This is a genomic window from Ferrimonas pelagia, assembly GCF_039543565.1.
Taxonomy (GTDB): domain Bacteria; phylum Pseudomonadota; class Gammaproteobacteria; order Enterobacterales; family Shewanellaceae; genus Ferrimonas; species Ferrimonas pelagia.
The window spans coordinates 1-25,518 of sequence record NZ_BAABJZ010000009.1 but is presented as its reverse complement, the minus strand read 5'-3'; the positions used below and the strand labels follow the sequence as shown (position 1 = coordinate 25,518).

Below are 25,518 nucleotides of genomic sequence, written 5' to 3'. Positions count from 1 at the left end.
GCTTAGCGCGAGGCGTTGGCCGTACGGCCGTCGCATTCGCAACATAAGGCCAAGGGCGCAGCCCTCTATCGCCGCGCGCTAGCGTGATCGGCGGCTGCGCTTATCATGCTGGTTAATGCAACCCGAGCGTCAGTATCATCGAGTCGGTGGCCCAGTTGTAGCCGATCCCGATGGCGATGTTGCCGGGCAGCGCATACCGTACCCCGGCCTCGGCGCCCCAGCGGTGATCTTTTTCGGTACGCCATACCGGCTCACATTCGGTGCAGTATTGGCTGGTGCCGTCGGTGGACTTGAGTTCATCGGTGAGGCGGGCGACGCCGCCATACAGGCTGAGATCGGCCAGCATGCGATAGCTGAGGCCAAACCGACCCATATAGCGACTGGTTTTGGCGCGACCGGGTGCCTCGGTGGTGACATTGCTCGAGCCACCCCAAGCAAAGCCGCCGTAGTAGCCCCATTCCGGATAGTTGGGATCAAAGTGGTGTGGGGCCAGAGTGATCCCCCACAGCTCGCCATCGGCCATGTTGAAGTGATCGGCCGCGAGGATCACGTAAGGCACGCGCGAGAGTTGTGCGCCCCGCGGCGTTTCGTCGATGCGCCAGTTGGCAGAGGCGGCGGGCAGCATCAAGGCACCGCAGGTTAAAAGCAGGATCCAGTTACGCATAGTCACTTGTGGCAGGGACAAAACGGCATTCTGGCAGCGCCGGTGAACGGGTCAAAGTTCGGGCACAGGAAATGCGATCCGGATCGGCTATTGATTAGCCGCTGCTGATGGTCACAGCGCCGTGATCGCCGATGCTTTGATCCCGCCCGCCTTGCTTGGCTTGATACAGCAGGATATCGGCTTGGTGCAGCTGCTGCTCGATCTTATCTGTTATGCGCTCCGACACACCGGCACTGAATCGGACGGTGATGGGGCCTGCGTCGGTCATGATAGGCTCAGCCGCGAGTCTTTGCCGTAGAGGCTGCAACAGGCGCAATGCTTGCTCGCTGCCGATCCCGGCCATCATCAGGAAAAATTCCTCGCCTCCGGCTCGCGCGATCAGAAACCGACCCAAGTGTGTGGTTAACGCGTCGGCCATGGCTTTGAGCACCTGATCGCCGATCAGGTGGCCATGGCGGTCGTTGATCTGCTTGAAGTGATCCAGATCGATCACCGCAACTGTTACCTTGTGCCTCTGTTGCTTCAGGCTCTGATAGTGTGCCTCAGCGTGGGCGAAAAAGTGACGGCGGTTATAGAGGCCGGTGAGATAATCGCGACTGGCCGCATCGCGCATGGCTTCCATCCGCTCGATAAGCTCGATGTTTTGGTTGACGCGGCAATACAGCTCTTCATGCAGAAAGGGCTTAAGTAGGAAGTCGTTGGCACCATATTTGATGAATTTGGCCGAGAGGGCGGCATCGCTGTTGGTGGAGAGGCCGATGATGCACAGTTGGGTGGGATCGCGCGTGCGCCGCAGTTGCTGGATCAGCTCAAAGCCGTCCATGTGCGGCATCTGATAATCTGTCAGCATCAGCTTGATGTCCGGCTGCTGCGCTAATTGTTGCAGTGCCTGTTCACCGTGCTCGGCTTGAAAGATCTGATAGTGCTGACGCTCTAGCGCCGCGACGATCAATTTGCGGACCGGACGGGAGTCTTCCACCACCAGGATCTTGTGCTCATGGTTGTTGCCCAGGCGCTGCAGCTGTTTGAGGGCGAGTTCGTAGCTATAGCGTCCCTCTTTGGTGATGTAGTCCACCACGCCTTTGCCTTGCCAGTGGGCACGTTGCTTGGGGTCAAAGTTGCCGGTTAGGACGATGGTGGGGAGTTGGTGCGCCAGAGTGAGTTCGACGATCTCACCATTGGGGGCGTCGGGTAGGGTGAGATCGACCACAGCGGCAAACAATGCGTCCGCCTGTTGCAGGCACAGCTGCTGTGCTTGCGCCAATGTTTGCGCAAAAAGGGCCTCAAAGTGGCCAAATTGCAGGATCAGGTGACGCAATACTTTGGTGACCGTCGCGCTGTCTTCGACGATGAGGATCCGCTTTTTATCCATGTTCGGTGCCAAGAGTCATCCTTGAGAGTCTCAGTGTAAACGCTGAGTCTGAGTCACAAAAGCCTTTAAACCATTGGCTTAGGTGCTTGAACTCGCAGTGGCTGGCGGCGCGTGCCCGAGAACGAGCCTGCGGAGTGGGCAGCGGCACTGCGGTTAAAACGAAATGGGTCATACTTAATATGAGGTTGAGCCGGTTGTAGGAGGCGTTATGGCGCATCAAAATGCCAGTGTTGAAGTGTTTCATGATGGCAATGTGGTTGATACTGAGGGGTGGCAAGCGCGTTGGGTGTTTTGGGATCAGTACACCAATGATCTGTTTCACAGCAGTACCATCAAGCTGCACGCCCACAGTCAGGAGGAGGCCCTGACGGAGGCGGCGCAGCAGCTTGGGGTGCAGAGTCAATTTGTGCACCTAAAGTAGGCTCGTGTGAGCCAGGCGGGGTCTTTACGGGATCAACTTTACACTCTCCTAAGGGCTCTGGATCGACCGAGCTCAGTCTGATGTGAAGTTTTAGGCCTTCGTATTGAGCCGTTGATGGATATTGTGCCATTGCTCAGGAAAGCGACCCTCTATCAGGTAAGCAAAGGCGATCAGCTCGGCGATGATCAGATAAAGCTGTGGTGGGATCTGCTCACCCAGCTCCAGCTTAGCCAGCAGTTCGGCCAATTGCGGATCGTGGTGGACGAGGACACCGGCGTCCTGCGCTAGGGTTTGGATCTGCTCGGCAACATGGCCTTCGCCGCTGGCGGTGATCCGCGGGGCGTCTTGGCCGTCATAGCGGACAGCCACCGCTTTTTTGGGTTTATCGTCCATAGATCAGCATTGGCCTCCCTTGAGTCAATTTGTCGGGGACGGTGCCGACTTGGCAGTTCACGCTGCTGAGCCGCAGCCCGGCACTTTCCAATCGCTCGGTCAAGGCATCGACATAGCGCTCGGCTTGCTGACACAGGCCGCTGCTGTTGGCGGTCATATCCAGGCGCAGCGTGCCTTCGCTGTAGCGAGCCTTAACCAGCAATGGCCCTGGGTCCAATTCGAAACGCAGCGTCAACAACCAACTTCTTTGCTGAGCTTGTGGCTCGGACTGATAGCGCTGTAGCGACAGCTGCAACTCACGCTGCTCCTGTTGTTGCCCATAAGGTAGGGCCAGAAAAAGTAGTGGGTGCTCACTGTCGGCTTGGCTCTGCTGCTGAAAGTCGGTCAGCTGGCGGATCATCGGCGTCAAGGTGTTCAGCTGCGCCTCAGACGCCAGTAGCGAGTGTTCATCGGACGTGCTGTCATCCTCTGTCCGACTGCGGCGTTGCATCAACAGGCGCTGCCACAGCTGGGCGATGGGGCCGAGCGGTGGCGCGAGTCGACTATTGGCGGGAAACTGACCGATCTGCGTCAGCAGCATGGCCAGCAGCGTGGGGTTGGCCAGCTGTGCCAGGCTGGGTAATGGCAGCGGGGTTAACTGACTGTTGCCCATCATGGGTGCCAGGTTGCGGGCGAGCGCGGAGAGCGGATCTTTGCCATCACTTGGCACGGTCGTCGCTTGGCCGAACCCATCGAATGGGCGATGAGCGGATGCGGCTGGGGGCGCAGCTTGGCTTTGTGAGCCAGAATGGGGCTGCGGGGTGTTTGGCAGCGCCTTTAAGATCTGCGCCAGCTGGTACAGCTGCAGGCGCGAACTGCCGTGCTCTAGGAGTCTCACCAGCCATTCGCTATTGGGCGGCAGGGAGATAGGCAGGGGGATCCCACTGGAGGGGGTCAGCAGCATTGCCCGGCCTTGTGGGTCGGCCCGCAGTTGGCCGACCGAATGGCCGCCTGCCAATAAGGCACGGATGGCACTGGCTGTGGCGGGTGGCAAGGCCGTCAGTGCCAGCGTGGTGCTATGGCTTTTGAGTTGATGGAGTACCGGTTGGCCCTGCTGATGTTGCAGTAGGTAGGGGCCAGCCAGCCCGGTTGCGGGACGTTGGAAGGCGAGCGACGGGCCAGATCGGTCCACGATCAACGCATGCTCAACCGGGCGAGCGCTGATCAGCGGCAGTAAAGGAGCAGTCGCTGCACGCTGACCGAGCTGGCTAACTGGTAATTGGGCACCTATGGTTAACACAGAGTGGCCGCACTGTTCGGTAAGTGGTTGATAATTGTTTAACTCCGCAGTTGAGGTGGTAAACTTTTGGGCAATAACGTCAGTTGACACAACCCGTTTGCTGTTAATAGGGATATCGGCCAGTAGGGGATAAATTTTGAGAGTGATTGCCGTTGGATGCCGTTTTCTTCTGCTCTTGCTACTGTCTTGGGCGGTGAGTTTTACCGCTTGGGCCGAAATGGATGAGTTCGGCATCGAGGAAAGTTATAAGGATCCACGGGATCCTATCGAGCCGTTTAACCGTTGGGTTTGGGATCTAAACTACCTTTATCTCGATCGCTATATTGTCCGGCCTGTCGTACACGTCTATGCGGACTATGTGCCGCGGCCGGCGCAAAATGGCGTAGAGAACTTTGTCAGAAATCTGGATGAGCCCTTTAGTGCGGTGAATAACCTGTTGCAGCTCAAGCCAGCCTGGGCGGCCAATGCCACGGCCCGCTTCCTCATCAACAGCACCATCGGCGTCGTGGGGTTGATGGATGTCGCTACGGAGATGGGCTTGGAGCGCAAGCAGGATCAGTTTGGTGAGGTGCTTGGCTATTGGGGCGTGCCGGATGGCCCCTATTTGATGCTGCCGGTACTGGGGCCGAGTTCGGTTCGGGATGAGGCCGGCGACGTTGTCGATAAGCTGTATTTCCCACATAGCCTATTTAACTTTTGGCAGGCCGCTGGGCGCTGGACTCTGGACGGTTTGGCGACGCGGTCTAAACTGATTGAGCAGGAGGCGTTATTGGACAGTTCGCTGGACCCCTACGCCTTCACCAGAGAAGCGTATTTTCAGTACATAGAGTTTCAGCTGTACGACGGCAATCCTCCACTGAAGGAAGAGGACGACGATTGGCTTGATGATTATCTGGATGAGATTGACTGACAACAACAACAACAAGTCCGAAGGGCTAGGGTGAGCCATGGCTTTACAAGGAATTAAAGTATTGGTTGTCGAGGACGATCCAGTCTTTCGTCAGCTGGTTAGCGATTATTGTCGCCAACAAGGAATGACGGTTGCGGAGGCAGAGGATGGGCAGCATGGACTCGAACAATTCGCGTTGAGCCGACCGGACATTGCCTTGGTTGATCTGTGTATGCCCAGAATGGGTGGATTGGAATTTCTGCAAAAGCTTGCGGAGACGGCGCCACAGCTACCAAGTATCGTGATCACCGCCAATAAGGCGATGTCTGATGTGGTCGAAGCACTGCGTAATGGTGCCTGGGATTATTTGATGAAGCCCTTGGCGGATCTGCAGGTGCTTCATAATGCGATGGTGGATTGTTTAAGGGAGTCAGGCGGACTGGAGCCGCCCGAACGGACCAATAGCATAGGGACGGAGTGGGAAAGTCCTGAGCAGTCGTTAGTGATGTCAGAAAACTTCGAGGCGTTGCAAAACGATACGGCAACAGCGCAGCTGGTGCAGGCCCAGCTGTTTCCTGCGACCTCCCAGACCTTTGCTAACTGCAATTTCACCTACAACCTGTATCGTTCGGAGCCAGTCAGTGCCCTGTTGTGCGACGGCTTTGAGTGCGGCGAGCATCACTATTGCGCCTATTTAGCCAAGGTTTCGCCAAGCGGCAACGTCAGCGCCTTCGTCAGCGTATTGTTGCGCAGCTTCCTTAATCAAAAGCTAAAACGTTTCCGCCAAGGTGGCAGTACCGCCGTGTTGGAGCCCTATGCCATGCTCAGTTATCTCAATGAGCAGTTGGTGAAGTCCGGCCTCAGCTGTGCGCTGGAGATGGCGTACATGGTGCTTGATCTGCAATCGCGCCGGGTGGCGATTGGCCGTGCGGGAACCGATATTAAGGTGTTCCTCAGAAACGAGGATCAACTGTCTCGCATCATCCTGCCGGAAACGCCCCCTATCGGTGTTGCAGGTGACAATCGGCCGCACAGCCACTTCCGCGATCTGGCGCCGGGTCAGGCCTTGGTACTGTTGGAAGGGGCAGAGCACGTTCGCCGCGACCTATTGAATAACCGGTTCCAAGGGGTGTGTGACAGCAAAAGCACAGGCGGATGCGTGCAGCTCAAAGCCACCGGTTAGCACCAGATTGCGCCTGCTGGATGTAAAAACGCCCCCGGACCTCAGTCCGGGGGCGTTGTCTTTGTCAGCACTTTGAGTGAGCCGAGAGCATCAATTGCGTGGCATCGCTTCGTGTTCGCCGGTCACTGCCACTTCCTCTTCCAAGGCTTCAAGTTCATCCTTGGTGTGGCTATCTTCTGCGCCGTGCATCCAGTCCACTAACTTGTTGGCCATAAAGAATAGGATCACCCCGGAGATCACAGCGGTAATGGCGATCCCGGCAAAGATCGACAGGGCGTTGGCCAGTTGCTCTTCCTTCTCGCCACCGTGGCCGATCAATGAGCCGACAAGGCCCCCGATCTTATTGGCGGCAGCAATAAACAGGAACCAAGCGCCCATCATCAAAGAGGCGATCCGCAGCGGTGCCAGTTTGGTGACCATCGACAAACCGATAGGGGATAAGCACAGCTCGCCCAACGTGTGGAACAGGTAGGCACCCACCAGCCACCACATGGAGGACTTCATGGTGGGATCGCCGCCCATCTCCATGACGGCACCGATCATAAACAGGAAACCAACCGCCAGTAGCACCAGACCAAAGCCGAATTTAACCGGCGAGTTCGGCTCCTTGTTGCCCAGCCGGACCCAGATAGAGGCGATGATCGGCGCGAAGATCACGATAAAGATGGCATTCAATGATTGGAACCAGGCGGTAGGCACCTGCCACGAACCTATGGTGCGATCGGTGAACTCATTGGTAAACAGGTTCATCAAGCCACCGGCCTGCTCAAAGCCAGCCCAGAAGATAATGGTGAACAGGCCCATTACCAGGATCACCTTGAGCCTATCACGCTCTACCGCAGTCAGCGGTTCTTTGCGGGGCGTTGCCTGACTCTGTTTGTCTAACTGAGCAGCGGGGATGGTACCGATATTGCCCAGCAGTTTTTGTGCCCAGAGTGCCTGAATGATCATGGAGATCACCATGCCGATCCCGGCTAGGATAAAGCCGGCCTGCCAGTTATTGACGAACACCTCTTTCCCTTCAAACACCGCGTCATGGCCGAAGCTGGTGTAGGCCCAGGCAACAAGGAAACCGGCCATGGCTGCACCGATGTTGATCCCCATATAGAAGATGGTGAAGGCGCCGTCGCGGCGATGATCGCCTTCGGGGTAGAGATCGCCCACCATGGTGGAAATGTTGGGCTTAAATAAGCCATTGCCCAAGATCAACGTGCCCAGCCCGATGTAGAACATTGTGGTTTCCATACCGGGGACCCAGGCATGAGGCGCGCCCAGAGTAAATTGACCGAGGGCCATCAAGGCGCCACCGAGCATAATGGCCTTACGTTGGCCGAGGTAGTTATCGGCTAACCAGCCGCCGATAAGCGGCGTCACATACACCAAACCGGTAAAGGTTCCGTACAGTGACAGGGCATCGGCCTGCGTCCAGCCGAGCCCAGCGCCGCCTTGCGCCGAGACGCGGTCGACCAGATAAAGCACCAGAATGGCGCGCATCGCATAGTAGCTGAAGCGCTCCCACAGCTCGGTCGTAAATAGGAGAAATAGCCCCTTTGGGTGGCCAAGAAATTCGCCACGATCAAAGTTTTGTGAAGTCATTGTGCGAGTCTACCCTGATTCGTTCTGATTTTTGGTGTGTCCGGGCATCCACCCCGGCTGTGTCTGCGCCAGTTCAGCCTCTGTCATTTGATTGGGCTGAATGGAGATTGTGCCTACCTTAACCAGATTGTTGCACCATTGAAAGCGAGAGGATGCGGATTTGTGCGGGTGTTTTGTAACGACATGCGGGCGAATGAGCGCCTCGACGTAAGAGATCTCTGAGGGAGGTGTTTGTAAATGCGGCAAGCTGATCGAATATTGAATGGATCAATGGTGAAAATACGCTGAGCGTGACTCCTAGGCTTGCACCCTTATTGGTCGCTGGTATCATGCACAACGCTGACGACTTTGGTTTGGCGCGGTGTTGATAACGGTTTACTGGGGAGTGAGTATGCAGGGTTGGTTCTTGCTGTATTGCAAGGGGCGCAAAGAAGCCTTAGCACGCACTCACCTTGAGTTGCGCGGTGTCAGCTGTTTTTTGCCTGAGCTTCAGGTGGAAAAGCTCAAACGCGGCAAGCCGGTCATGGAAACGCAATTGTTGTTTCCCAACTATCTGTTCGTCCGTTTCGATCCCTTTATTACTTCGGTTCAAAGCATCCGCAGTACACCGGGCGTGTCCTCGTTAGTGCGAACTAACGGTCAGATCTTGCCGGTCGAGACCGCGATAGTGGTGGCCTTACGACAGCGTTTGCACCAGCAACAGGTGCAAGAGACGGAGCTGCCACAAGCCGGTGACCGGGTCACCATCACGGATGGCCCTTTTGTCGATCTGGAAGCGATATACGCTGAGCCGGATGGGAAACGCCGTAGCCTGTTGATGCTCGAAATGATGGGCCAACAGCAACGCTTGAGTGTAGACAACCTCTCATTCAAGCGCTCATAACACACATTCTCACGAATGCGCCTTATCCTCTGAGGCGCTTTCGCGTTGCTGTATTTGGGCTTTAAAGCTGTAACGTTTGGGTTAACTTCCCTGCGGCAGCCTGCCTAAGACTCGACGTCAAAAAATAAATTATCATTAATTATCAGCCGCATACTTGTTAGTGCCCACTAACTTATCGGGTGCGGCGTCTTTAGCCATGGACATCTCTTTCATTATGAATCAACGACTCAAGCGGTGGTTGCTGCCTTTGGCTGCCACTTTGCCTCTGATGGTTTCGGTGGGCGTTCAGTCGACCTCGATCTCTCCGCAAATGATGCAGCAGTTTAAAAACCTGCCTGCGTCTGAGCAGCAGCGTTTGGCGCGCCAATACGGCATCGATCCAAGCACTCTGGGTGGCGGTTCGGCGAACGCTTCCTTACAGAACGCGTCGGCGCCAGTGGTATCGCCGCGGGTTGAAGAGGAGCGTGCCGTAGAGGATATGGCAGCAGAGGATCAAGTGGTGCAGGGGCAGTTAAAGCCTTTTGGCTACGATCTGTTTGCAGGCACACCATCGACCTTTGCACCCACGACCGATGCACCTATCCCGGCGCATTACGTGTTGGGGCCTGGAGATGAGATCGTCCTGCAGTTGTTTGGTAAGGATGTTGAGAGCCACACCTTGCTGGTCAATCGCAATGGCAGCATTACCGTCCCGCAAGTGGGGCCGATGAATGTGGCGGGCCTGAGCTTTGCTGAAGCCCGAGCGCTACTGCAAAAGACCGTTAAGGAGCAGATGATCGGCGTGTCTGCGACGATCAGCATGGGTGAGCTGCGCTCTATCCGGATCTTCGTTGCCGGTGACGCTTTCCAACCCGGTTCTTACACCGTAAGCGCTCTGTCGACCGTTTCTCACGCGCTGACCATGGCGGGTGGTCTGAGAGAGATCGGTTCGCTGCGTGATATTCAGGTAAAGCGCGATGGTAAGCTGGTGGGATCATTCGATGCGTACGACCTACTGCTTAAGGGCGATGCGTCCGGTGATATCCGATTGCAGTCCGGCGATGTCGTCTTTATTCCGACTCTGAATGCGACCGTGGCCGTTGATGGCGATGTGCGTCGTCCAGCTATCTATGAGTTGGCTGGTAATGAAACCATGGCAGACGTGGTTGCCATGGCGGGTGGCGCATTGGCCGGTGCTTACCCTTCGGCTTCGGTTGTGGAACGTTTTAATGATCGCCATCAGCGCAGCATCGTTAATCTGGATCTGACCAGTGCCGCCGGCAAGGCGATGAAAGCTCGTGACGGTGACCGTGTTCAGGTGCGTGCGACAACAAATGAGTTGGACGGTGCGGTGACCTTGGTGGGTGCCGTGGCGCGCCCAGGTAACTATCAGTGGCAGGATGGCATGCGGATCTCCAGCGTTCTGCGCTCGCTGTCTGCGGATCTGATCTGGAACTCGGACATCAGCTATGCCCTAGTGGTGCGTGAAACCAATTTCCGCGGTGACATTGAGGTTCATGGCTTCCATCTCGAGCAAGCGCTGCGTCACCCTGCATCAGAGCAGGATCTGTTGCTGTTGCCGCGAGATAAGATCATTGTATTCAACGAGCGCGATGAGGTACTGGATCGCCGCGAGTTGGGCAAGATGTTTGCTGCACTGTTGGAAGAGCAGGAGCTACAGTCGAGTGGCCAAACCAGTGGTGGCGACACCAATGCAGGTCTTGGAGGATTGGCGCTCAATACGACGCTGAATAATCGTAGTTCAGTCGCAGGTGTAGCGGTTGAAAGTGACCGTCGATCTGATGTTGATGACATGGAGGCGAACAACAGCCTTAAGTTCCGGGTGCTATTGGCGCTGTTCCAGCACGACTCGCTGATCCTGATGTCACCCCAGCTGAATCGTCGAGAGTTGCTGTTCCCGGTTCTGGCCAAGCTCAGTAACCAATCGCGCCACGATCAAGGCGTTCGTGTGGTGGCGATCGACGGCGAAGTGACCAACCCGGGTTTATATCCTTTGGTTCAAGGTGCGAATGTTTCTGATCTGCTTAGCCTGGCGGGTGGTTTGAAAGAGAGTGCTTATCTGATCCAGGCGGAGTTGTCCCGTACCGATGCCAGTGATGTGTCCGGTACCAGTGTACTGCACCTGCCTGTGAAGCTAGCCCAAGTGGTAAGCGGTGAAGGGGATGCAGATATTGCGCTGCAAGGGCGCGACCGACTCAATGTCTTCGCCAAGCCGGATTGGCAGGATACGCCAACGATCGAAGTGCGCGGTGAAGTGCGTTTCCCTGGGGTCTATGCCATTCAAAAAGGGGAAACCCTAGCGGATGTGATCAAGCGAGCTGGTGGCTTTACCGAGTATGCCTACCCTTATGGTGGCGTATTTACCCGCGAAGCGGTGCGCCGACAGGAGCAACTGGAGATCACCCGCGTTGTTACCGCGCTGCGTAAGGAGTTGGCGAATCGCACTCTGTCCGAAACCGGTAGCTACGCCTCGGTTGCTGATACCAATACGATGCTGGCCCAGCTTGAAGAGCTGGAAGCGACTGGTCGGATGGTGGTGGATTTTGAGCAGATCTTAGGGGAGAACCCGCGTCATAACCTGATCGCCGAGCGTGGCGATCTGGTTTACATCCCGCCGATGCGTCAAACCATTGCGGTGATGGGGGAAGTTCAGCACCCAACTTCACATCGCTTTGATGAGCGACTGTCGGTTAAAGACTACCTGAAGTTGTCTGGCGGTAGCACCCGACGGGCAGATACCGGGCGCATGTATATCGTCCGCGCCGATGGCTCGGTGATGTTGCCAAAGACCGGCTGGTTTGGTGGCCGACAGGGCCTACAACCGGGTGACACCATCATCATGCCGTTGGATACCAGCTACAAAGATGGCCTGACGTTGTGGAGCCAAGTCACGGGTATTATCTACAATACCGCCGTCGCTATCTCTGCGCTGAATGTGATTTAACGCGATTGCGAGGGAAACCTAGGCTCTAGGAATAGAGCCTAGGTTTTAAGAATGAGCTTAACCCTAACTCCTCACGGCTAAGCTCAGGCACTTCCAAGTACCTTCGCTTTGGTTTTCCCTGTAGCTGGAATGCAACACCAACTTTTGAATTAAAACTATGAACTCAAACGTCTCCTCCCCATCGCCTCAAACTGCGCAATATGACGCGAAGTTTGCAGCGGATGATGAAATTGATTTACGTGAACTCTTTTCAGCTATCTGGGCGGGCAAGTGGCTCATTACAGCGATAGCTGCCGTGTTCGCCATTGGTTCGGTGGTATTCGCCATCTCCCTCCCCAATATCTATAAGTCTGAAGCGCTATTGGCTCCAGCACATACTGAATCCAGCGGAGGCATGGGAGCCTTAGCTGGCCAGTTTGGTGGACTGGCCTCCCTAGCGGGGATCAATCTAAGCGGTGGCGGCGGTATTGATAAAACCACCATGGCGATGGAAGTGATGAAATCCCGTGAGTTTGTCGGAAAATTTGTGCAGCAGCATGATTTGCTGGTGCCGCTGATGGCTGCTAAAGGCTGGAATGTCACGCGCAATGAGCTTGAGATTGATGCCGATCTTTATGATGCCAACACCAGTGCTTGGGTGCGTGAGCCGAATCCACCACGAGGTGCGGCGCCAAGTGAGCAAGAGGCCTATAAAGAGTTCTCAGACATTTTCAGTGTGTCTCAAGACAAGCAAACAAGCCTAGTCAAGGTATCAGTGGAGCACTACTCGCCTCATGTCGCTAAGCTGTGGGTCGAGTGGCTCATCCTTGCGATTAACGAAGAGATGAAGCGTCGTGATTTAGAAGAGGCTCAGCGCAGTATTGCTTACTTAGAGCGTCAGATCGCACAGACACGTGTTGCCGAGATGCAAGCCATCTTGTACCAATTAATCGAAGAGCAATCGAAAACCATGATGTTCGCCGAAGTGCGCGATGAATACGCATTTAAGACCGTCGACCCGGCTATCGCACCGGAGCTGAAAGCTAAGCCGGGGCGTGCATTGATCTGCGTACTGGGTACCATGCTCGGTGGTATGCTCAGTATCATGATTGTGCTTATTCGTTATTTCACCCGTAAAGAAGATTGAGAAGGTAATTCATGGATCTCCTTGCCAGCCATCAACTTCAGCTGATCATTCCGCTACTTTTTGCTTTTTTTGCCAGTTATTCGTTTATCCGCTTGGGTAAGCCGTTGGCCGTTAAAGTGGGTTTGGTTGATAAGCCGGGTGGTCGAAAGACGCACAAAGGCGCGATCCCGCTGATCGGTGGCATCGCTATCTTTCTAGCCGTGCTGAGCTCTGCACTGTTGTTCTTTCCGACCAGTATGACCCTGCGAATGTACCTACTGTCTGCCATTCTGATGCTGTTTATCGGTGTTTTAGATGATAGATACGATTTAAAAGTCTCCTATCGCCTATTTGCACAAGCGATCGCCGCATCGATGATGATCTTCGGTGCTGGCGAGTATCTATCTGACCTAGGTAACTTGTTAGGGTTTGGAGTCGTTCACTTAGGCTGGTTTGGCCCAGTGATCACCTTGATTGCGGTGATCGGTGCGATTAATGCTTTCAATATGGTCGATGGCATCGATGGCTTGGCGGGCATGTTGAGTATTGTTAGCTTTTCGGCCATCGCAATTTTAATGGCGATAGCCGGAAATCAATGGTTTATGTTGCCATTGCTGTTCATCGCTGCTATCGGTGCTTACCTAATGTTCAATCTGGGATGGCCGGTTGGTAAATTGCGTAAGATATTCATGGGGGATGCGGGCTCCATGGTCATCGGCCTCACCATCGTCTGGTTGCTGGTATTGGGAAGCCAGAGCGGTAGCGACGAAGAAGTTGCCTTTAGCCCCGTCATCGCGCTTTGGTTAATCGCGGTTCCGCTAATGGATATGGCCGCCATCATGTATCGGCGTAAGAAAAAGGGCCAAAGCCCTTTTAAGCCAGACCGAGATCACCTGCATCATATCTTTATGCGGGCCGGATTGAACCCTAGGCAGGCATTAGGCTATATCACAGCTATTGCCATCCTATTTGCTGGGATAGGTATAGCAGGGCACCTGCTTGCCATTCCTGAGTATTTGATGCTGGCTGGATTTGTTGCCCTATTTACCGTGTACGCTTGGGCGATCCAACATATTTGGATCGTAGTGAAATGGTTACGTGCCCATAATTGATGATTTTACGGTTGGAGGCCACAGTCGTCCTCCACACAATGACTAAGCGACTGACTTACTGAGCCTCTTTAGCCTAAAGAGGCTTTCATTTTGAGGTGGAGAGCGTCTCAAGGACAGCACTTTATACATCACTTAGGCATCGAAAACGGAGTTGGCATAGTGATCATTTCCGCCGTGTGGTTTGCTCCTCTAATACAGTGACCTTTAAGCCGTTAGAATCTTGTAAACTCTCTGCTGTGCCTTAGCTCAGATTAGTGGGGGCCAAGGCAGTTTGTGCGATGAACTAAATCGACCAACCCATATCTGATTGGATATCTCGTAAGTACTATTGACGAAAGAATTTAGTCAGGGACTAAAGCGAGTATTTCCATAAATCTAATGTAAATTTTTTCAGGGGATATTAAATTGGTCGAGGAGAAAGACAAGAAGAAATTCCTGTCAGACAGTACTATAATCATATCATCAAGATTTATGATGATGATCATAAACTTGTTTTTTGCATTCTATATGGCGGTGGATGAATATGGTTTATTTTCCTTCTATGACTACATCGCGTTATTTTGCTTTTCTGTATCCAACCTTGGGCTGTCTAGTGTTCTAACAAAAGAACTTCAAACTAGAAATTCTGAACTGGTTGCTAGGACATTTGTAGCGTTAAAGTATCCTGCTTTAATTCTGCTGGCTTTGGTTGGGCACTTGTATTTGTTTTTGTTGGACGGTTTTAGTCTTCTTCTAGTTTTAAACTTCACATTCACAATGCTGATTAGTTCAGTATGGGAATGGTACTTTATTGGAAGGGGAAAGACCAAAAAACTATCTGCTTATTATCTATGTTCTTTCGTTACTACAGCGCTGTTAGTGTATCTTTGGATTGCTGTTTATGGTGGCATCACTGCAGTCGGTGTTAGAACTATACAGATCATAACAACTGGCATTTGCTTGTTTACGTTTGGCAGTTGGATAATCCGTGATGTGATTAATGGAAGATATAGCCCTACTTTTAGTAAAAACTGCTTGTCTCAAGGGCTAAATATGTTAGCCGTCCAAATAACACAGAATGGCGCCCTTATAATTCTAAGTCACCATGTAAGAACAAGTTATGGTTTGAGTGCCGTGGGTACTTTTTCATTGTACATGAGAATTGCGAATGTATTTTTGACATTAAGGAATGTATTAGTATCTCCACTTACGATCCTTTTGGTGAAAGCAGGGCCAGCCTTTTACTTAAGGCTCACAAGGGTTACAAACTTGTTGCTTGTGCCATTATCAGTCCTTGTGATTATGGCTTTATATTTTTCCCAAAGTATAATTCATGCTTTCCCTGGTGAATCAGAGTACATTAGTTCTTCGTTATCTATATTACTTGTACCGGTAGTGGCAATTTTGTTCTGTGCGGACGGTGTGGTCTTGAATATTTGGCGTAAGCAGAGTGTATACTTTAGGACCGTGTTGATATCATTCATTGTTTTTATCTTAACCCTTGCAGTTTCTAGTGGTTATAAGTTTGCAGTACTATCTTATGTTGCTTTTGAAATATCCTATCTATTGGCAAATCATTTATACATAAGAAATAATTTTAATAGATTTGAATGGTGTAGAAGTGAAAGTTAAAGCATCCGACCTTATTTCTTGGAATCGTCTTGACTTAGGCATCAAAATGGCTCTTGCTGAGAGTCTTAGCCAAGAATATCAAGATACATATTACAAAGAAGCCTATCGCTCTCATATTTTTGCCATAACTGAAGGTACTTTGTTAGAAAATGGAAATGAATCGAAGAACAGTTATGATTCTTTTGAGTCTAGTTTTGAAGAAACGTTTAGCTCGATCCGGGAACATGGATTTGATGATTCCAAATCTAAAGTTCCGGTTGCTTTAGATGGAAGCATAATTAACGGAGCTCACCGAGTCTCATCAGCTGCTTACTTGGGCGACTCCGTTGTGATCGAACAGACAAAAGAAAAAAGCAAGTCTTACGATTATAACTTCTTCCTTGAACGTGGTGTTGACATTTCTAAAATAGAACTCGGCGTTAGAAAGCTGACTTCTTACTCTAAGAATATTAGAGTTGCATGCCTTTGGCCTTCGGCTAGTACTCACAGTGACAAGTTGCTAAAACTTCTTGAAGGCACAGTCGTCTACGAAAAAGAATTAGAGTTAGGCTTAAACGGTGTCAAAAACTTAGTATGTCAATTTTACCAGGGTGAACCTTGGCTTGGTACACCGAGCTCTGGATTTAGTGGATCAGTTGGAAAGGCTATCCCATGTTATGCAAAGGGTGGCAAGACAAAGGTATATTGGTTCGAAAGAAATGACAGAGACTTAGTGGAGTTAAAAGAAAAGTTTAGAAGTATCATTGGAACGGGCAAGCACTCAGTTCATATGACCGATGATGAGTATGAAACTCGTGATATTTCGGACTTGCTCTTGAAGGATGATGGAGTAGAAATTCTCAATCAGTTAAATATGGAATCGTCATCCTCTGAAATATCTAACATTTTCAGTTTTAAAGCTGAAGTTGCCAAATGTATGCAGAAGCAAGATGATTTTTTGGTCGTGGGAAGTTTGCCACTATCATTGTATAACTTACGAAAGGCTGATGACATTGATTACATCCATGCCTCATCAGTGGATTGCACTAGTGCGCCACACAATGAAGTGATGGACAGCCACAACAAGTATTCGGGATTTTTTAAATACTCAGTGGATGAACTGGTAAAAAACGATCGTTGCTGGGTTAAACTTTGGGGAGTGAAATTGTTGACCATTGAGCTTCTCAAAGATTTTAAAGCCAATCGCGGAGAGCAAAAGGATAAAATAGATCTGGAACTCATCGGTACGATCGGCGACCGGTCCTTTTGGAAAGATACAACTAATAAATGTCGAGTTGTTACCCTGCGCGCTAGAACCAAGGTGAAATACTCTACAGCCGGTTTCCTGAAGCACATAGGGCTATTTAATGTTGTACAGAAGCTAAGAGGTAAAGCTCGATGAATGACCATAAAATTATAAATACTGTGTGTTATAACCCATTAATCTCTATTATTTCCCCGACATATAATTCAAAGAAATTTATTAGAGAAACTGTTAAATCAATCCAAGGTCAAACATACAAAAATTGGGAGTTGTTGATTACCGATGACTGTTCTACTGATGATACTTGGCAAATACTAGGGGAACTTGCTGAGAAGGATTCTAGGATTAAGCTAGAGAAATCAGATGTGAATCAAGGGGCAGCTTCTTCGAGAAACGCGAGTTTAAGTAGAGCGAGGGGGGATTATCTTGCTTTTATCGATGCAGATGATATCTGGGATAACCGCAAGTTAGAGAAGCAAATAAAATTCATGCATGAAGCTGAAATCGCTTTCAGCTTCACATCATATGAAATTATGGATGAAAATGGAAATCGTACTGACAAGATAATTGACCATTCAGTGCCTAACTCCCTGGGATACAAAGACATGCTGATGAAGCGTGCAACGCTGGGATGCTCTACCGTAATGATCAATAAAAATGTTGTCGGAGAGATTAGAATGCCCTTGATAAGGACTGGGCAAGATTATGCAACTTGGCTTAATGTACTCAAGTCTGGACACAGAGCTTTTTGCCTACCGGTACCGTTAACTAAGTATCGCATTGTTTCAGATTCAATTTCTAGAAACAAAGTGAAGAAGGCGATGAGGCAGTGGCAGATCTATCGAGAGATAGAAAAAATTGGATTGTTTAAATCTGCTTTTTACTTCTGTAACTATGCATATAGAGCAACAATGCGCTAGCTAACCGTCATTAGTTGGAGAATTAGATGACAGTGTCGTTTTTTGTGACAGCAGTATTCACATTGGTTTTAAGCAGCTGTATCGCACTTACTATATATTTTAAACGCACGGTCAATACCTTTTCCTTAGCAGTCCCATGCTGGATAATGATGCTTTGGCTTTTTAAGGGGGGCATTGATTTTGTCATTGCACACAAATATGGCATACAATTAAGGTATGAAAGTGAGCTTTTTCCAGTAAAGTTAGATAGTAATTATGCTATTTCTTACCTTATGTATTTTTTGTACTTTTTTTCGTATGCAATGTTCGCCTTTTTATATGTGTACATTCTAAGGAAAAGGAAAATTAAACATATTAGCTTTGAAGGTATGAAAGCTAACTTTTTATTAATTGCAATATCTGTACTGACAACACTCGTTTACGCTAAATTTGCAATTAATATGGCAAGTGATGCTGCAAGTGCAGGAATGTCGGCTTACATGTATAGCCGGTTCAATACAGGATCGGAAAAACCATTATATACATTAATATCTTGGATAGCGCTAATCGCGAGTTTGTTGTCTTTCGCACTCGGCAGTAAAAAAATAAAACTACTATCTTTTGCTCTTCTTTTGTTAATCTTTGCGTCATCGACTGTATTGGGCAATAGACACATCCTAATATCGGCAATTATTTTTACCTTTTTATTATTTTTTGACGCAAAGAAATTTCAAGTGTCGACTTACATTAAGGCTACCTTGTCATTTGTATTGGCTATAAGCTTGGTGATGTCAATATATGTGATCAGAGAAATGAAGGAAGTTAGCTTGGAGCACGTTGACTGGAATCATGTTTCAGATTCTGTTATCAATATTACCTCTTCGTCTGAGTTTGTTTATTCTCACATGTCTATGTATGGCGTCCTATTGAATAAAGTGGAACCTAGTTATGGCCATAGCTTTTTATTTTTAGGTACGACGGTGTTACCTAGATTTATTCTAGATAATAGATCTCAGGATATATATGGTTATTACATAGAAAGAGTTAGGCCAGACCCATTCAAAGGTTTTAGCATTAGTAACCCGACGGGTTGGTATCTTAACCTAGGTGTAATTGGCCTTGTTGTTGGGGGCTTTTCTCTGGGACTTTTAGTGTGCTTTTTACACTATCTGTCATATTTTGGGAATGGAAGGTTTAGGCTCTTTTATTTCCTTCTGCTGTGTTTATTTTTGTCAGATATAGTTGGATTTATGAGAGCCGGCGGACCAGAACCGTTTCGTGCGGTTTTTATTATTAAGTCTCTGATTCCTGCTTTAATAATATATTTCATGCTTAAGGTTTCTTGGAAGCCTAATAGTTCTGAACGGGTTTAACCAGAAAATGAAAGAAAAAGTATCTGTTCTTTTGCCTGTATATAATGCAGGCAAATATCTAGAATGTTGCTTAGAAAGCCTTCTTGGGCAAACCTATAAAAATATTGAAATCATAGCTCTGAATGATGGTTCGACCGATGATAGCTTAGAGCTGCTTAAAAAGTACCAGGAGAGAGACTCTAGGATCAAGGTCTACTCTCGCGAAAATAGAGGGTTGATTTATACGCTTAATGAAGGTCTGAAGTACTGCACCGGTAAATATATCGCCAGGATGGATTCTGATGATATTTGTCGGCCTGAAAGATTTGAGCGCCAGGTTGAATGGCTAGAGCACAATTTAGGTTGTGCTCTAGTCGGATCTTCGTACATCTTTATTGATGAGCAGGGGAATCACATTGGGCATCGAGACGTTCTGTGTAAACACGCTGATATCACTGCCTACTTCATTATAGGTAATCCAATGTGCCATCCATCCATCATGTTCAATAGAGACTTGATTGGTGATGATTTGTATTATGCCGAAACAGCTGAAACCGCAGAAGACTTTGAGTTATGGCTTCGATTGTCTAGAAAGTATTCCGTATTTAATCTAGGGGAACGACTCCTTTATTACAGAATTAACTCGCAGAGCATTACTTCTACTAAAAAAGATAGTCAATCCAGAATGACAAGGAAGCTAATATCTGAACATTTCAATAGTATCGGTAAACTAGATGTAAAAAATTTCGTCTTGTCGGATAAGGATATCACAAGGTTTAGTTATTTTAGAGGTGTTTTTTATCGTGCTTGTCGGTCGGTGAGGTTATTCTGCCTGGCTTTGGCAGATAAAGACTTTAAGTTGTTGTCCATTTTTAAAGTTATTGCACGTTACAATGCAGGCGCCATAAAGTCGGCTGTGAGAAGCAAAGAACTGGATAAGGTAAAAAGTCAGAATTAATGAAGAAAATTAAGGTTGTTAGCTTAGGTCCCACCTCAAGTCAGCACATCCAAAAATGGATCGGTCCATTTGAGGAGGAAATTGATTCCACTGTTATTACATTGCATCCTGGCGGGGCGAGGTTTACGGCAAGTGAGGTTATATCGCTAAGGAAGTATACTGGTACCAAACTTGATTTCCTGTTAAATTTATTTACGGTGTGGCGTCTTCTGGCTAAGCAGAAACCTGACATTGTGCATTTTCACTTTTTGTCATCCTATGGGTTGTTCGCATTGATACCAGGTCGCTTTAGTCGGATTTTGTCAGCTTGGGGGAGTGATGTTAACCTTAGCTTGAAGAAGAATCTGATTGTAAAGTCAGTAATAAAAGCTGCATTGGCTAGGTTTGATTGTATTAATAGTCCTGCATTGCACATTAAAGATAAACTTGTTTCCTTAGGCGCAAATCGAGAGTTGATTGAGACCTTTCAGTATGGTGTAACTATACCAACCGAACTCGTAAAGTCTTCGCCACAAATGAGACATCCGATAAGGTTTGTATCTACCCGTAATTGGCAAGATCTTTATTGCATCGATAAACTTGTAGAAGGGTTTTGCAGGTTTGTTGAAAATTCCAAGGTTGATGCTGTTCTATATTTGTACGGCGGAGGAGGAGCTTCGGATAGAGAAAGAATTTTAACTATCCTAAGTAACTATGACGCTAGCGTAACGGATAAAGTGGTAGTTAAAGGCTATTGTGAATACAATGTGCTTCTCAAAGATTTATCTACTATGGATATTTTTGTAAGTATCCCAACAAGGGATGGTACTCCACTCTCTTTGCTTGAGGCTATGGGGGTTGGATTGTATCCGATAGTGTCAGATATTGATGCCAATAGAGAATGCCTTGATGACCAAACCGCGACTTTCATCGAAGGTTGGGAGCCTAGTCAGATTGAGGTTGCTATCGCAAGGTCCATTGAGAGATTTTCACTGAGTAATAGTTGGCTGGAAGTTAACAAACGAATAATTTCAGGTAAATATTCGTATGATAAAAACACAGCCAGAATGAAGTCTCTTTATGAACGCTTTTCTTGATTCAGTTAATGGATATGTAATAAAAATGAAAGTAGCAGTGGCTGGTACAGGTTATGTCGGTTTATCTAATGCGGTGCTGTTAGCACAGCACAATGAAGTGGTGGCGGTGGATATCATTGCCGAAAAAGTGAATTTGATTAACGATCGGCTATCCCCCATTGCCGATACCGAGATCGAAGATTTCCTGGCCAATAAGCCGCTCAGTCTGACGGCGACCCTAGATAAAGAAGCGGCATATCGTGACGCTGAGTATGTGGTGATTGCCACTCCGACGGATTACGACACGGTAACCAATACCTTCAACACGAAGTCGGTTGAAGCGGTGATCAAGGACGTAATGGCGATCAACCCCGACGCGGTGATGGTCATCAAGTCGACGGTACCGGTGGGCTATACCCAACGGATCAAGCAAGAAATGGGTTGTGACAACATTATCTTTTCGCCGGAATTTTTGCGTGAAGGTAAGGCTCTGTACGATAACCTGCATCCGTCCCGCATTATTGTGGGTGAGCGCAGCGAACGTGCCGAGCGTTTCGCGGCGATGTTGGTCGAAGGTGCGGTCAAGCAAGACATCGAAGTGTTGTTTACTGACTCGACCGAAGCGGAAGCGGTGAAGCTGTTCTCCAATACCTACTTGGCGATGCGCGTCGCCTACTTCAATGAGTTGGATACCTATGCCGAATCTCACGGGCTGGACGCCAAACAGATCATTGAAGGCGTTGGCCTCGATCCGCGCATTGGCAGTCATTACAACAACCCGTCATTTGGTTACGGTGGCTACTGCCTGCCAAAAGACACCAAGCAGTTGCGGGCCAACTTTGATGATGTGCCCAACGCCATCATCGGTGCCATTGTCGATGCTAATACCACCCGTAAAGACTTCGTCGCGGACTCCATTATCAAACGTAACCCGCAGAAAGTGGGCGTATACCGTTTGATCATGAAGTCAGGCTCGGACAACTTCCGTGCCTCTGCGGTGCAGGGCATTATGAAGCGCATTAAGGCCAAGGGCATTGAAGTTGTGGTGTACGAGCCGGTGTTGGAGGAGGATGAGTTCTTCCACTCACGCGTGATCAAAGATCTCGAGCAGTTCAAGGCCGAAAGCGACGTGATCATCTCCAACCGCATGGTGGATGAGATCAAAGATGTGGCGGATATGGTCTACACCCGCGACCTGTTTGGCTCAGACTAAGTCATACGATAGATATAGGGCCCTTAGCTGATGTGACGTCTTAGTGACTTGTTGCGTTCGGCTCTGGGCCTTTTTTGTCTCTCGCGATAGAATCACACCAAGTTTGTTAGATCCCAGCGTGGCTTGTTTGCTGGGAGCAAAGGTTAATTATGTCACTTACAAAAGTTGTGATCCCCGTGGCGGGATTGGGAACACGGATGCTGCCAGCCACCAAGGCCATCCCGAAAGAGATGTTGCCGCTGGTAGATAAGCCGCTTATTCAATACATCGTCAATGAGTGTGTAGAAGCGGGCTTCACCGAGATCGTTCTGGTGACCCATGCGTCCAAAAACGCCATCGAGAACCACTTCGATACCTCATTCGAGCTGGAAGCGACGCTAGAGAAACGGGTGAAGCGTCAGTTGTTGGCGGATGTCCAGGCCATCTGTCCCAAAGGCGTGACCATCATGCACGTGCGTCAGGGCGAAGCAAAAGGCTTGGGCCACGCGGTGTTGTGTGCACGTCCTGTGATCGGCGATAACCCCTTTGCCGTGGTCTTGCCGGACGTGATCTTGGATGAATACACCGCCGATCAGAAAGTCGAGAACCTGGCGGCGATGAAGGCTCGGTTTGACGCGACACAATCGGCTCAGATCATGGTTGAGCCGGTGCCAATGGCGGATGTGTCCAAGTACGGTGTTGCCGACTGCAACGGCGCAGAGTTCAAAGCCGGTGAAAGCGCGGCAATGACCGCCGTGGTGGAAAAGCCTGCGGTGGAGAACGCACCGTCGAACATGGCGGTTGTGGGCCGTTACGTGCTGCCTGCAGATATCTGGGCACTGCTGGAGAAGACCCCGCACGGTGCGGGTGACGAGATCCAACTGACTGACGCCATCGCCATGCTGATGGATAAGCAGACCGTTGAAGCCTTTCACATGACCGGTGTGTCCCACGATTGTGGTGATAAACTGGGTTATATGAAAGCGAACGTGATCTACGCCATGCGCCACCCTGAATTTGGTGCCGAATTCGCCGAATTTGTGGCGGCGACTCAATCGAAATAAGCAAGGAAGCATAACCATGGCAGTGTTAGTTACCGGTGGTGCCGGCTATATCGGCTCACATACCGTAGTGGAGTTGTTGCAAGCCGGTACCCAAGTAGTGGTGTTGGATAATCTCTCCAACAGCTCGGAAGAATCGTTAAAGCGGGTTGAGCAGATCACGGGTAGAGCAGTGGTGTTCTATCAAGGCGATATCCGCGACAAGGCGGTACTGCAATCGGTGTTTGCCTCGCATGACATCGACTCAGTTATCCATTTTGCCGGCTTGAAAGCCGTCGGTGAGTCGGTGGCCCAACCGCTGCGCTATTACGACAACAATGTACGCGGCACCTTGGTGCTTTGTGAAGCCATGGCAGAGGCGGGGGTGTTTAACCTGGTGTTTTCCTCGTCCGCCACCGTCTACGGCGATCCACAAGCCTTGCCGATCCGGGAAGACTCGCCCGTGGGTGGCACGACCAATCCCTATGGTACCTCCAAGTACATGGTCGAGCGCGTGTTGGAGGATCTCAATGTTTCCGACGCCCGTTGGAACATCGCCATCCTGCGGTACTTCAATCCGGTTGGCGCGCATGAGAGCGGGCTTATCGGGGAAGATCCTAATGATATCCCCAACAATCTGATGCCGTTCATCAGCCAGGTTGCGGTCGGTAAGCGCGAACAGTTGTCTGTATTTGGCGATGACTACGATACCCATGACGGCACAGGCGTCCGTGATTACATCCATGTGGTTGATTTGGCGATTGGTCATCTTAAGGCACTGGACAGGTTGAAGTCCGATCCGGGTGTGGTGATCTACAACCTCGGCACGGGCACCGGTTACAGCGTGTTGGACATGGTCAAAGCCTTCGAGGCGGGATCTGGTCAAGCGGTCCCCTATCAGGTCGCGCCACGGCGCCCGGGCGATATCGCGGCCTGCTACGCCGATCCAGCCAAGGCTCGAAATGAACTGGGTTGGACCGCCGAAAAAGGGATCGCCGAGATGACTGCCGACACCTGGCGTTGGCAATCCGACAACCCACACGGGTACAAGGGGTAGCCCCTGCCCGATTGAGAAAACGCCCGCATCGAACGATGCGGGCGTTTTTTTTGATTATTTGAATGTCTGCAAGCGTCTGGTGGGAGCCGCTTAACAGTGGGAACTGTCTTGGCAATCACGGTCAGACTTTGGCCGCTCCGATAGAATATCTTGTTCATATTCCAGAGGATCGCTCGTCGATGAAAACCACGCTTCCGTTTCTGGCCTTAGGCCTGATCAGTGCTGCCGCGCAGGCACAAGTCAATATCCAGATCAATGCACCGGCTCAAGGGGACGTCTATGTGCCTGCGCAAGGCGCGGTGCATTACCCGAGCCAAGCGCCAGCACTTAATCGTGGTAGTTATAACGGCTTGCAATATAACTGGATGCGGTACGATCACCGCCAGATGCGCACAGCCAATCCTGGAGCCGTCACCTTCATTTCCGGCTATCAGTTCGACGATTACTTTTCGCTGGAAGGGCGGATCGGCACCAATGTCGACAGCGATCACAATGCCAAGCTGACCTACCATGCGGGTGCCTTTCTCAAAGGCGGTTGGGCCAATCCGACGCCGTTTACCCCATACGTCTTGCTGGGGGTAACCAACGGTCGATTCAGCGCCAGTGGCTATGGCTCTGGCACTCAGACCGACTTTTCCTACGGCGGCGGGGTGAGCCTCTCCTCCAGCCGGTACTTCTCGCTCAATCTGGAGTATGTCTCATACTTCAGTGATGATCAGTTTGATCTGAGCAGCTTCAACGCCGGATTTAATTTCCGTTTCTAAGCCTCCATATGGACCGCATTGGCGGTCCGTTTTGTTTGCCCCACATACTCTGCTCACCGCCAGCGTTTGGCTTACATAACACTGGGTTGGACTTTGTGCTGACTGAATGTGGGTAACTGTTCACCCGAGTGGACTTGACCTTAGATCATGAGGCCTTCTGGTATCGGATACGGACGTTGCTCGATACAGGCTCGAGTGATCTGTTGAAGCCACTCCAGTGGATTGAGTTTCAGCCGCTTAGCTGTCTCTACTAAAGACAGGATCCGCTGCCGGAACAGCTCGCCACGGTGCGATGAAACGCCATAACTTCCCTTTCGCCATAGTACGTAGCCTCGAAGGGTGTGCTCCGCTTCATTGTTGGTTAGTGGCAACTCGGCAAGGCGGGCGAACGTCCACACCATATCGTCGTCCTTGAGCAAATGTTCACAGCGCCCCCTGTATCGTTTGCTGCACCGATAACTGCCCAGCTGCAGCAGTGCTCGCCAGCTTTTCTGTAATCGTCGTAA

Annotated in this window: 22 protein-coding genes and 1 pseudogene; 17 read left to right on the top strand and 6 right to left on the bottom strand. The window is 50.3% G+C overall.

Annotated features, from left to right (window positions below):
• Nucleotides 1-112: 112 nt before the first annotated feature.
• Both ABEA08_RS04285 and ABEA08_RS04280 read right to left on the bottom strand, forming a co-directional pair.
• Complete coding sequence (locus ABEA08_RS04285; RefSeq protein ID WP_345333639.1) at nt 113-664, bottom strand: outer membrane protein; 552 nt, start codon at nt 662-664, stop codon at nt 113-115.
• Nucleotides 665-758: 94 nt separating this feature from the next.
• On the bottom strand, nt 759-2,048 hold the full coding sequence (locus ABEA08_RS04280) for a GGDEF domain-containing response regulator (protein ID WP_345333637.1): 1,290 nt from the start codon (nt 2,046-2,048) through the stop codon (nt 759-761).
• A 196-nt stretch (nt 2,049-2,244) separates the two neighbouring features.
• On the opposite strand from ABEA08_RS04280, the gene ABEA08_RS04275 reads away from it, so the two are divergent.
• Nucleotides 2,245-2,457, top strand: coding sequence for a hypothetical protein (locus tag ABEA08_RS04275; RefSeq protein ID WP_345333635.1), 213 nt, complete (start codon nt 2,245-2,247; stop codon nt 2,455-2,457).
• Nucleotides 2,458-2,547: 90 nt separating this feature from the next.
• Here ABEA08_RS04275 and ABEA08_RS04270 read toward each other — a convergent pair whose 3' ends face one another.
• Both ABEA08_RS04270 and fliK read right to left on the bottom strand, forming a co-directional pair.
• Entirely contained in the window at nt 2,548-2,850 is a 303-nt protein-coding gene (locus ABEA08_RS04270) for an EscU/YscU/HrcU family type III secretion system export apparatus switch protein (RefSeq protein WP_345333633.1), read from the bottom strand.
• On the bottom strand, nt 2,840-4,129 hold the full coding sequence (gene fliK, locus ABEA08_RS04265; RefSeq protein WP_345333631.1) for a flagellar hook-length control protein FliK: 1,290 nt from the start codon (nt 4,127-4,129) through the stop codon (nt 2,840-2,842). The genes ABEA08_RS04270 and fliK overlap by 11 nt, the downstream gene beginning before the upstream one ends.
• Nucleotides 4,130-4,271: 142 nt before the next feature.
• Here fliK and ABEA08_RS04260 point away from each other — a divergent pair, with 142 nt between their 5' ends.
• On the top strand, nt 4,272-5,039 hold the full coding sequence (locus tag ABEA08_RS04260; protein WP_345333774.1) for an MlaA family lipoprotein: 768 nt from the start codon (nt 4,272-4,274) through the stop codon (nt 5,037-5,039).
• A 37-nt stretch (nt 5,040-5,076) separates the two neighbouring features.
• The gene (locus ABEA08_RS04255) at nt 5,077-6,201 is read left to right on the top strand and encodes a response regulator (protein WP_345333629.1); all 1,125 of its coding nucleotides are present in this window, start codon (nt 5,077-5,079) and stop codon (nt 6,199-6,201) included.
• A 90-nt stretch (nt 6,202-6,291) separates the two neighbouring features.
• Here ABEA08_RS04255 and ABEA08_RS04250 read toward each other — a convergent pair whose 3' ends face one another.
• The gene (locus ABEA08_RS04250) at nt 6,292-7,797 is read right to left on the bottom strand and encodes a peptide MFS transporter (protein WP_345333627.1); all 1,506 of its coding nucleotides are present in this window, start codon (nt 7,795-7,797) and stop codon (nt 6,292-6,294) included.
• Between the two features lie 391 nt (nt 7,798-8,188).
• Here ABEA08_RS04250 and rfaH point away from each other — a divergent pair, with 391 nt between their 5' ends.
• The 14 genes from rfaH (at nt 8,189) to ABEA08_RS04180 (ending at nt 25,012) form a co-directional block, all read left to right on the top strand.
• Nucleotides 8,189-8,680, top strand: a complete 492-nt coding sequence (rfaH, locus tag ABEA08_RS04245) for a transcription/translation regulatory transformer protein RfaH (RefSeq protein ID WP_345333625.1) — start codon at nt 8,189-8,191, stop codon at nt 8,678-8,680.
• A gap of 214 nt (nt 8,681-8,894) precedes the next feature.
• On the top strand, nt 8,895-11,624 hold the full coding sequence (locus ABEA08_RS04240; RefSeq protein ID WP_345333623.1) for a polysaccharide biosynthesis/export family protein: 2,730 nt from the start codon (nt 8,895-8,897) through the stop codon (nt 11,622-11,624).
• A 157-nt stretch (nt 11,625-11,781) separates the two neighbouring features.
• Nucleotides 11,782-12,750, top strand: a complete 969-nt coding sequence (locus tag ABEA08_RS04235; RefSeq protein ID WP_345333621.1) for a Wzz/FepE/Etk N-terminal domain-containing protein — start codon at nt 11,782-11,784, stop codon at nt 12,748-12,750.
• 11 nt (nt 12,751-12,761) lie between these two features.
• Nucleotides 12,762-13,841 (top strand): UDP-N-acetylglucosamine--undecaprenyl-phosphate N-acetylglucosaminephosphotransferase, encoded by a 1,080-nt coding sequence (wecA, locus tag ABEA08_RS04230; protein ID WP_345333619.1) that lies wholly within the window; start codon nt 12,762-12,764, stop codon nt 13,839-13,841.
• A gap of 474 nt (nt 13,842-14,315) precedes the next feature.
• Complete coding sequence (locus ABEA08_RS04225) at nt 14,316-15,452, top strand: polysaccharide biosynthesis protein (RefSeq protein ID WP_345333617.1); 1,137 nt, start codon at nt 14,316-14,318, stop codon at nt 15,450-15,452.
• A complete protein-coding gene (locus ABEA08_RS04220; RefSeq protein ID WP_345333615.1) occupies nt 15,442-16,833 on the top strand; it encodes a hypothetical protein in 1,392 nt (463 codons plus the stop codon). The genes ABEA08_RS04225 and ABEA08_RS04220 overlap by 11 nt, the downstream gene beginning before the upstream one ends.
• Nucleotides 16,830-17,615 carry a glycosyltransferase family 2 protein gene (locus ABEA08_RS04215; RefSeq protein WP_345333613.1) on the top strand — a complete coding sequence of 262 codons (786 nt, stop codon included), beginning with the start codon at nt 16,830-16,832 and terminating at the stop codon, nt 17,613-17,615. The genes ABEA08_RS04220 and ABEA08_RS04215 overlap by 4 nt, the downstream gene beginning before the upstream one ends.
• Nucleotides 17,616-17,641: 26 nt before the next feature.
• A complete protein-coding gene (locus ABEA08_RS04210) occupies nt 17,642-18,967 on the top strand; it encodes an oligosaccharide repeat unit polymerase (RefSeq protein WP_345333611.1) in 1,326 nt (441 codons plus the stop codon).
• Between the two features lie 7 nt (nt 18,968-18,974).
• Nucleotides 18,975-19,904, top strand: coding sequence for a glycosyltransferase (locus ABEA08_RS04205; protein ID WP_345333609.1), 930 nt, complete (start codon nt 18,975-18,977; stop codon nt 19,902-19,904).
• Nucleotides 19,904-20,980 (top strand): glycosyltransferase, encoded by a 1,077-nt coding sequence (locus ABEA08_RS04200; RefSeq protein WP_345333607.1) that lies wholly within the window; start codon nt 19,904-19,906, stop codon nt 20,978-20,980. Before ABEA08_RS04205 ends, ABEA08_RS04200 begins: the two co-directional genes overlap by 1 nt.
• 25 nt (nt 20,981-21,005) lie before the next feature.
• Nucleotides 21,006-22,172, top strand: a complete 1,167-nt coding sequence (locus tag ABEA08_RS04195) for a nucleotide sugar dehydrogenase (protein WP_345333605.1) — start codon at nt 21,006-21,008, stop codon at nt 22,170-22,172.
• Between the two features lie 149 nt (nt 22,173-22,321).
• The gene (gene galU / locus ABEA08_RS04190; protein ID WP_345333603.1) at nt 22,322-23,215 is read left to right on the top strand and encodes a UTP--glucose-1-phosphate uridylyltransferase GalU; all 894 of its coding nucleotides are present in this window, start codon (nt 22,322-22,324) and stop codon (nt 23,213-23,215) included.
• Nucleotides 23,216-23,231: 16 nt separating this feature from the next.
• Nucleotides 23,232-24,248: a UDP-glucose 4-epimerase GalE gene (gene galE / locus ABEA08_RS04185; RefSeq protein WP_345333601.1), complete on the top strand. Its 1,017-nt coding sequence runs from the start codon at nt 23,232-23,234 to the stop codon at nt 24,246-24,248.
• A 179-nt stretch (nt 24,249-24,427) separates the two neighbouring features.
• Complete coding sequence (locus tag ABEA08_RS04180) at nt 24,428-25,012, top strand: outer membrane beta-barrel protein (protein WP_345333599.1); 585 nt, start codon at nt 24,428-24,430, stop codon at nt 25,010-25,012.
• Nucleotides 25,013-25,152: 140 nt separating this feature from the next.
• Here ABEA08_RS04180 and ABEA08_RS04175 read toward each other — a convergent pair.
• A pseudogene (locus ABEA08_RS04175) lies at nt 25,153-25,518 on the bottom strand (IS66 family transposase); the annotation flags it as partial.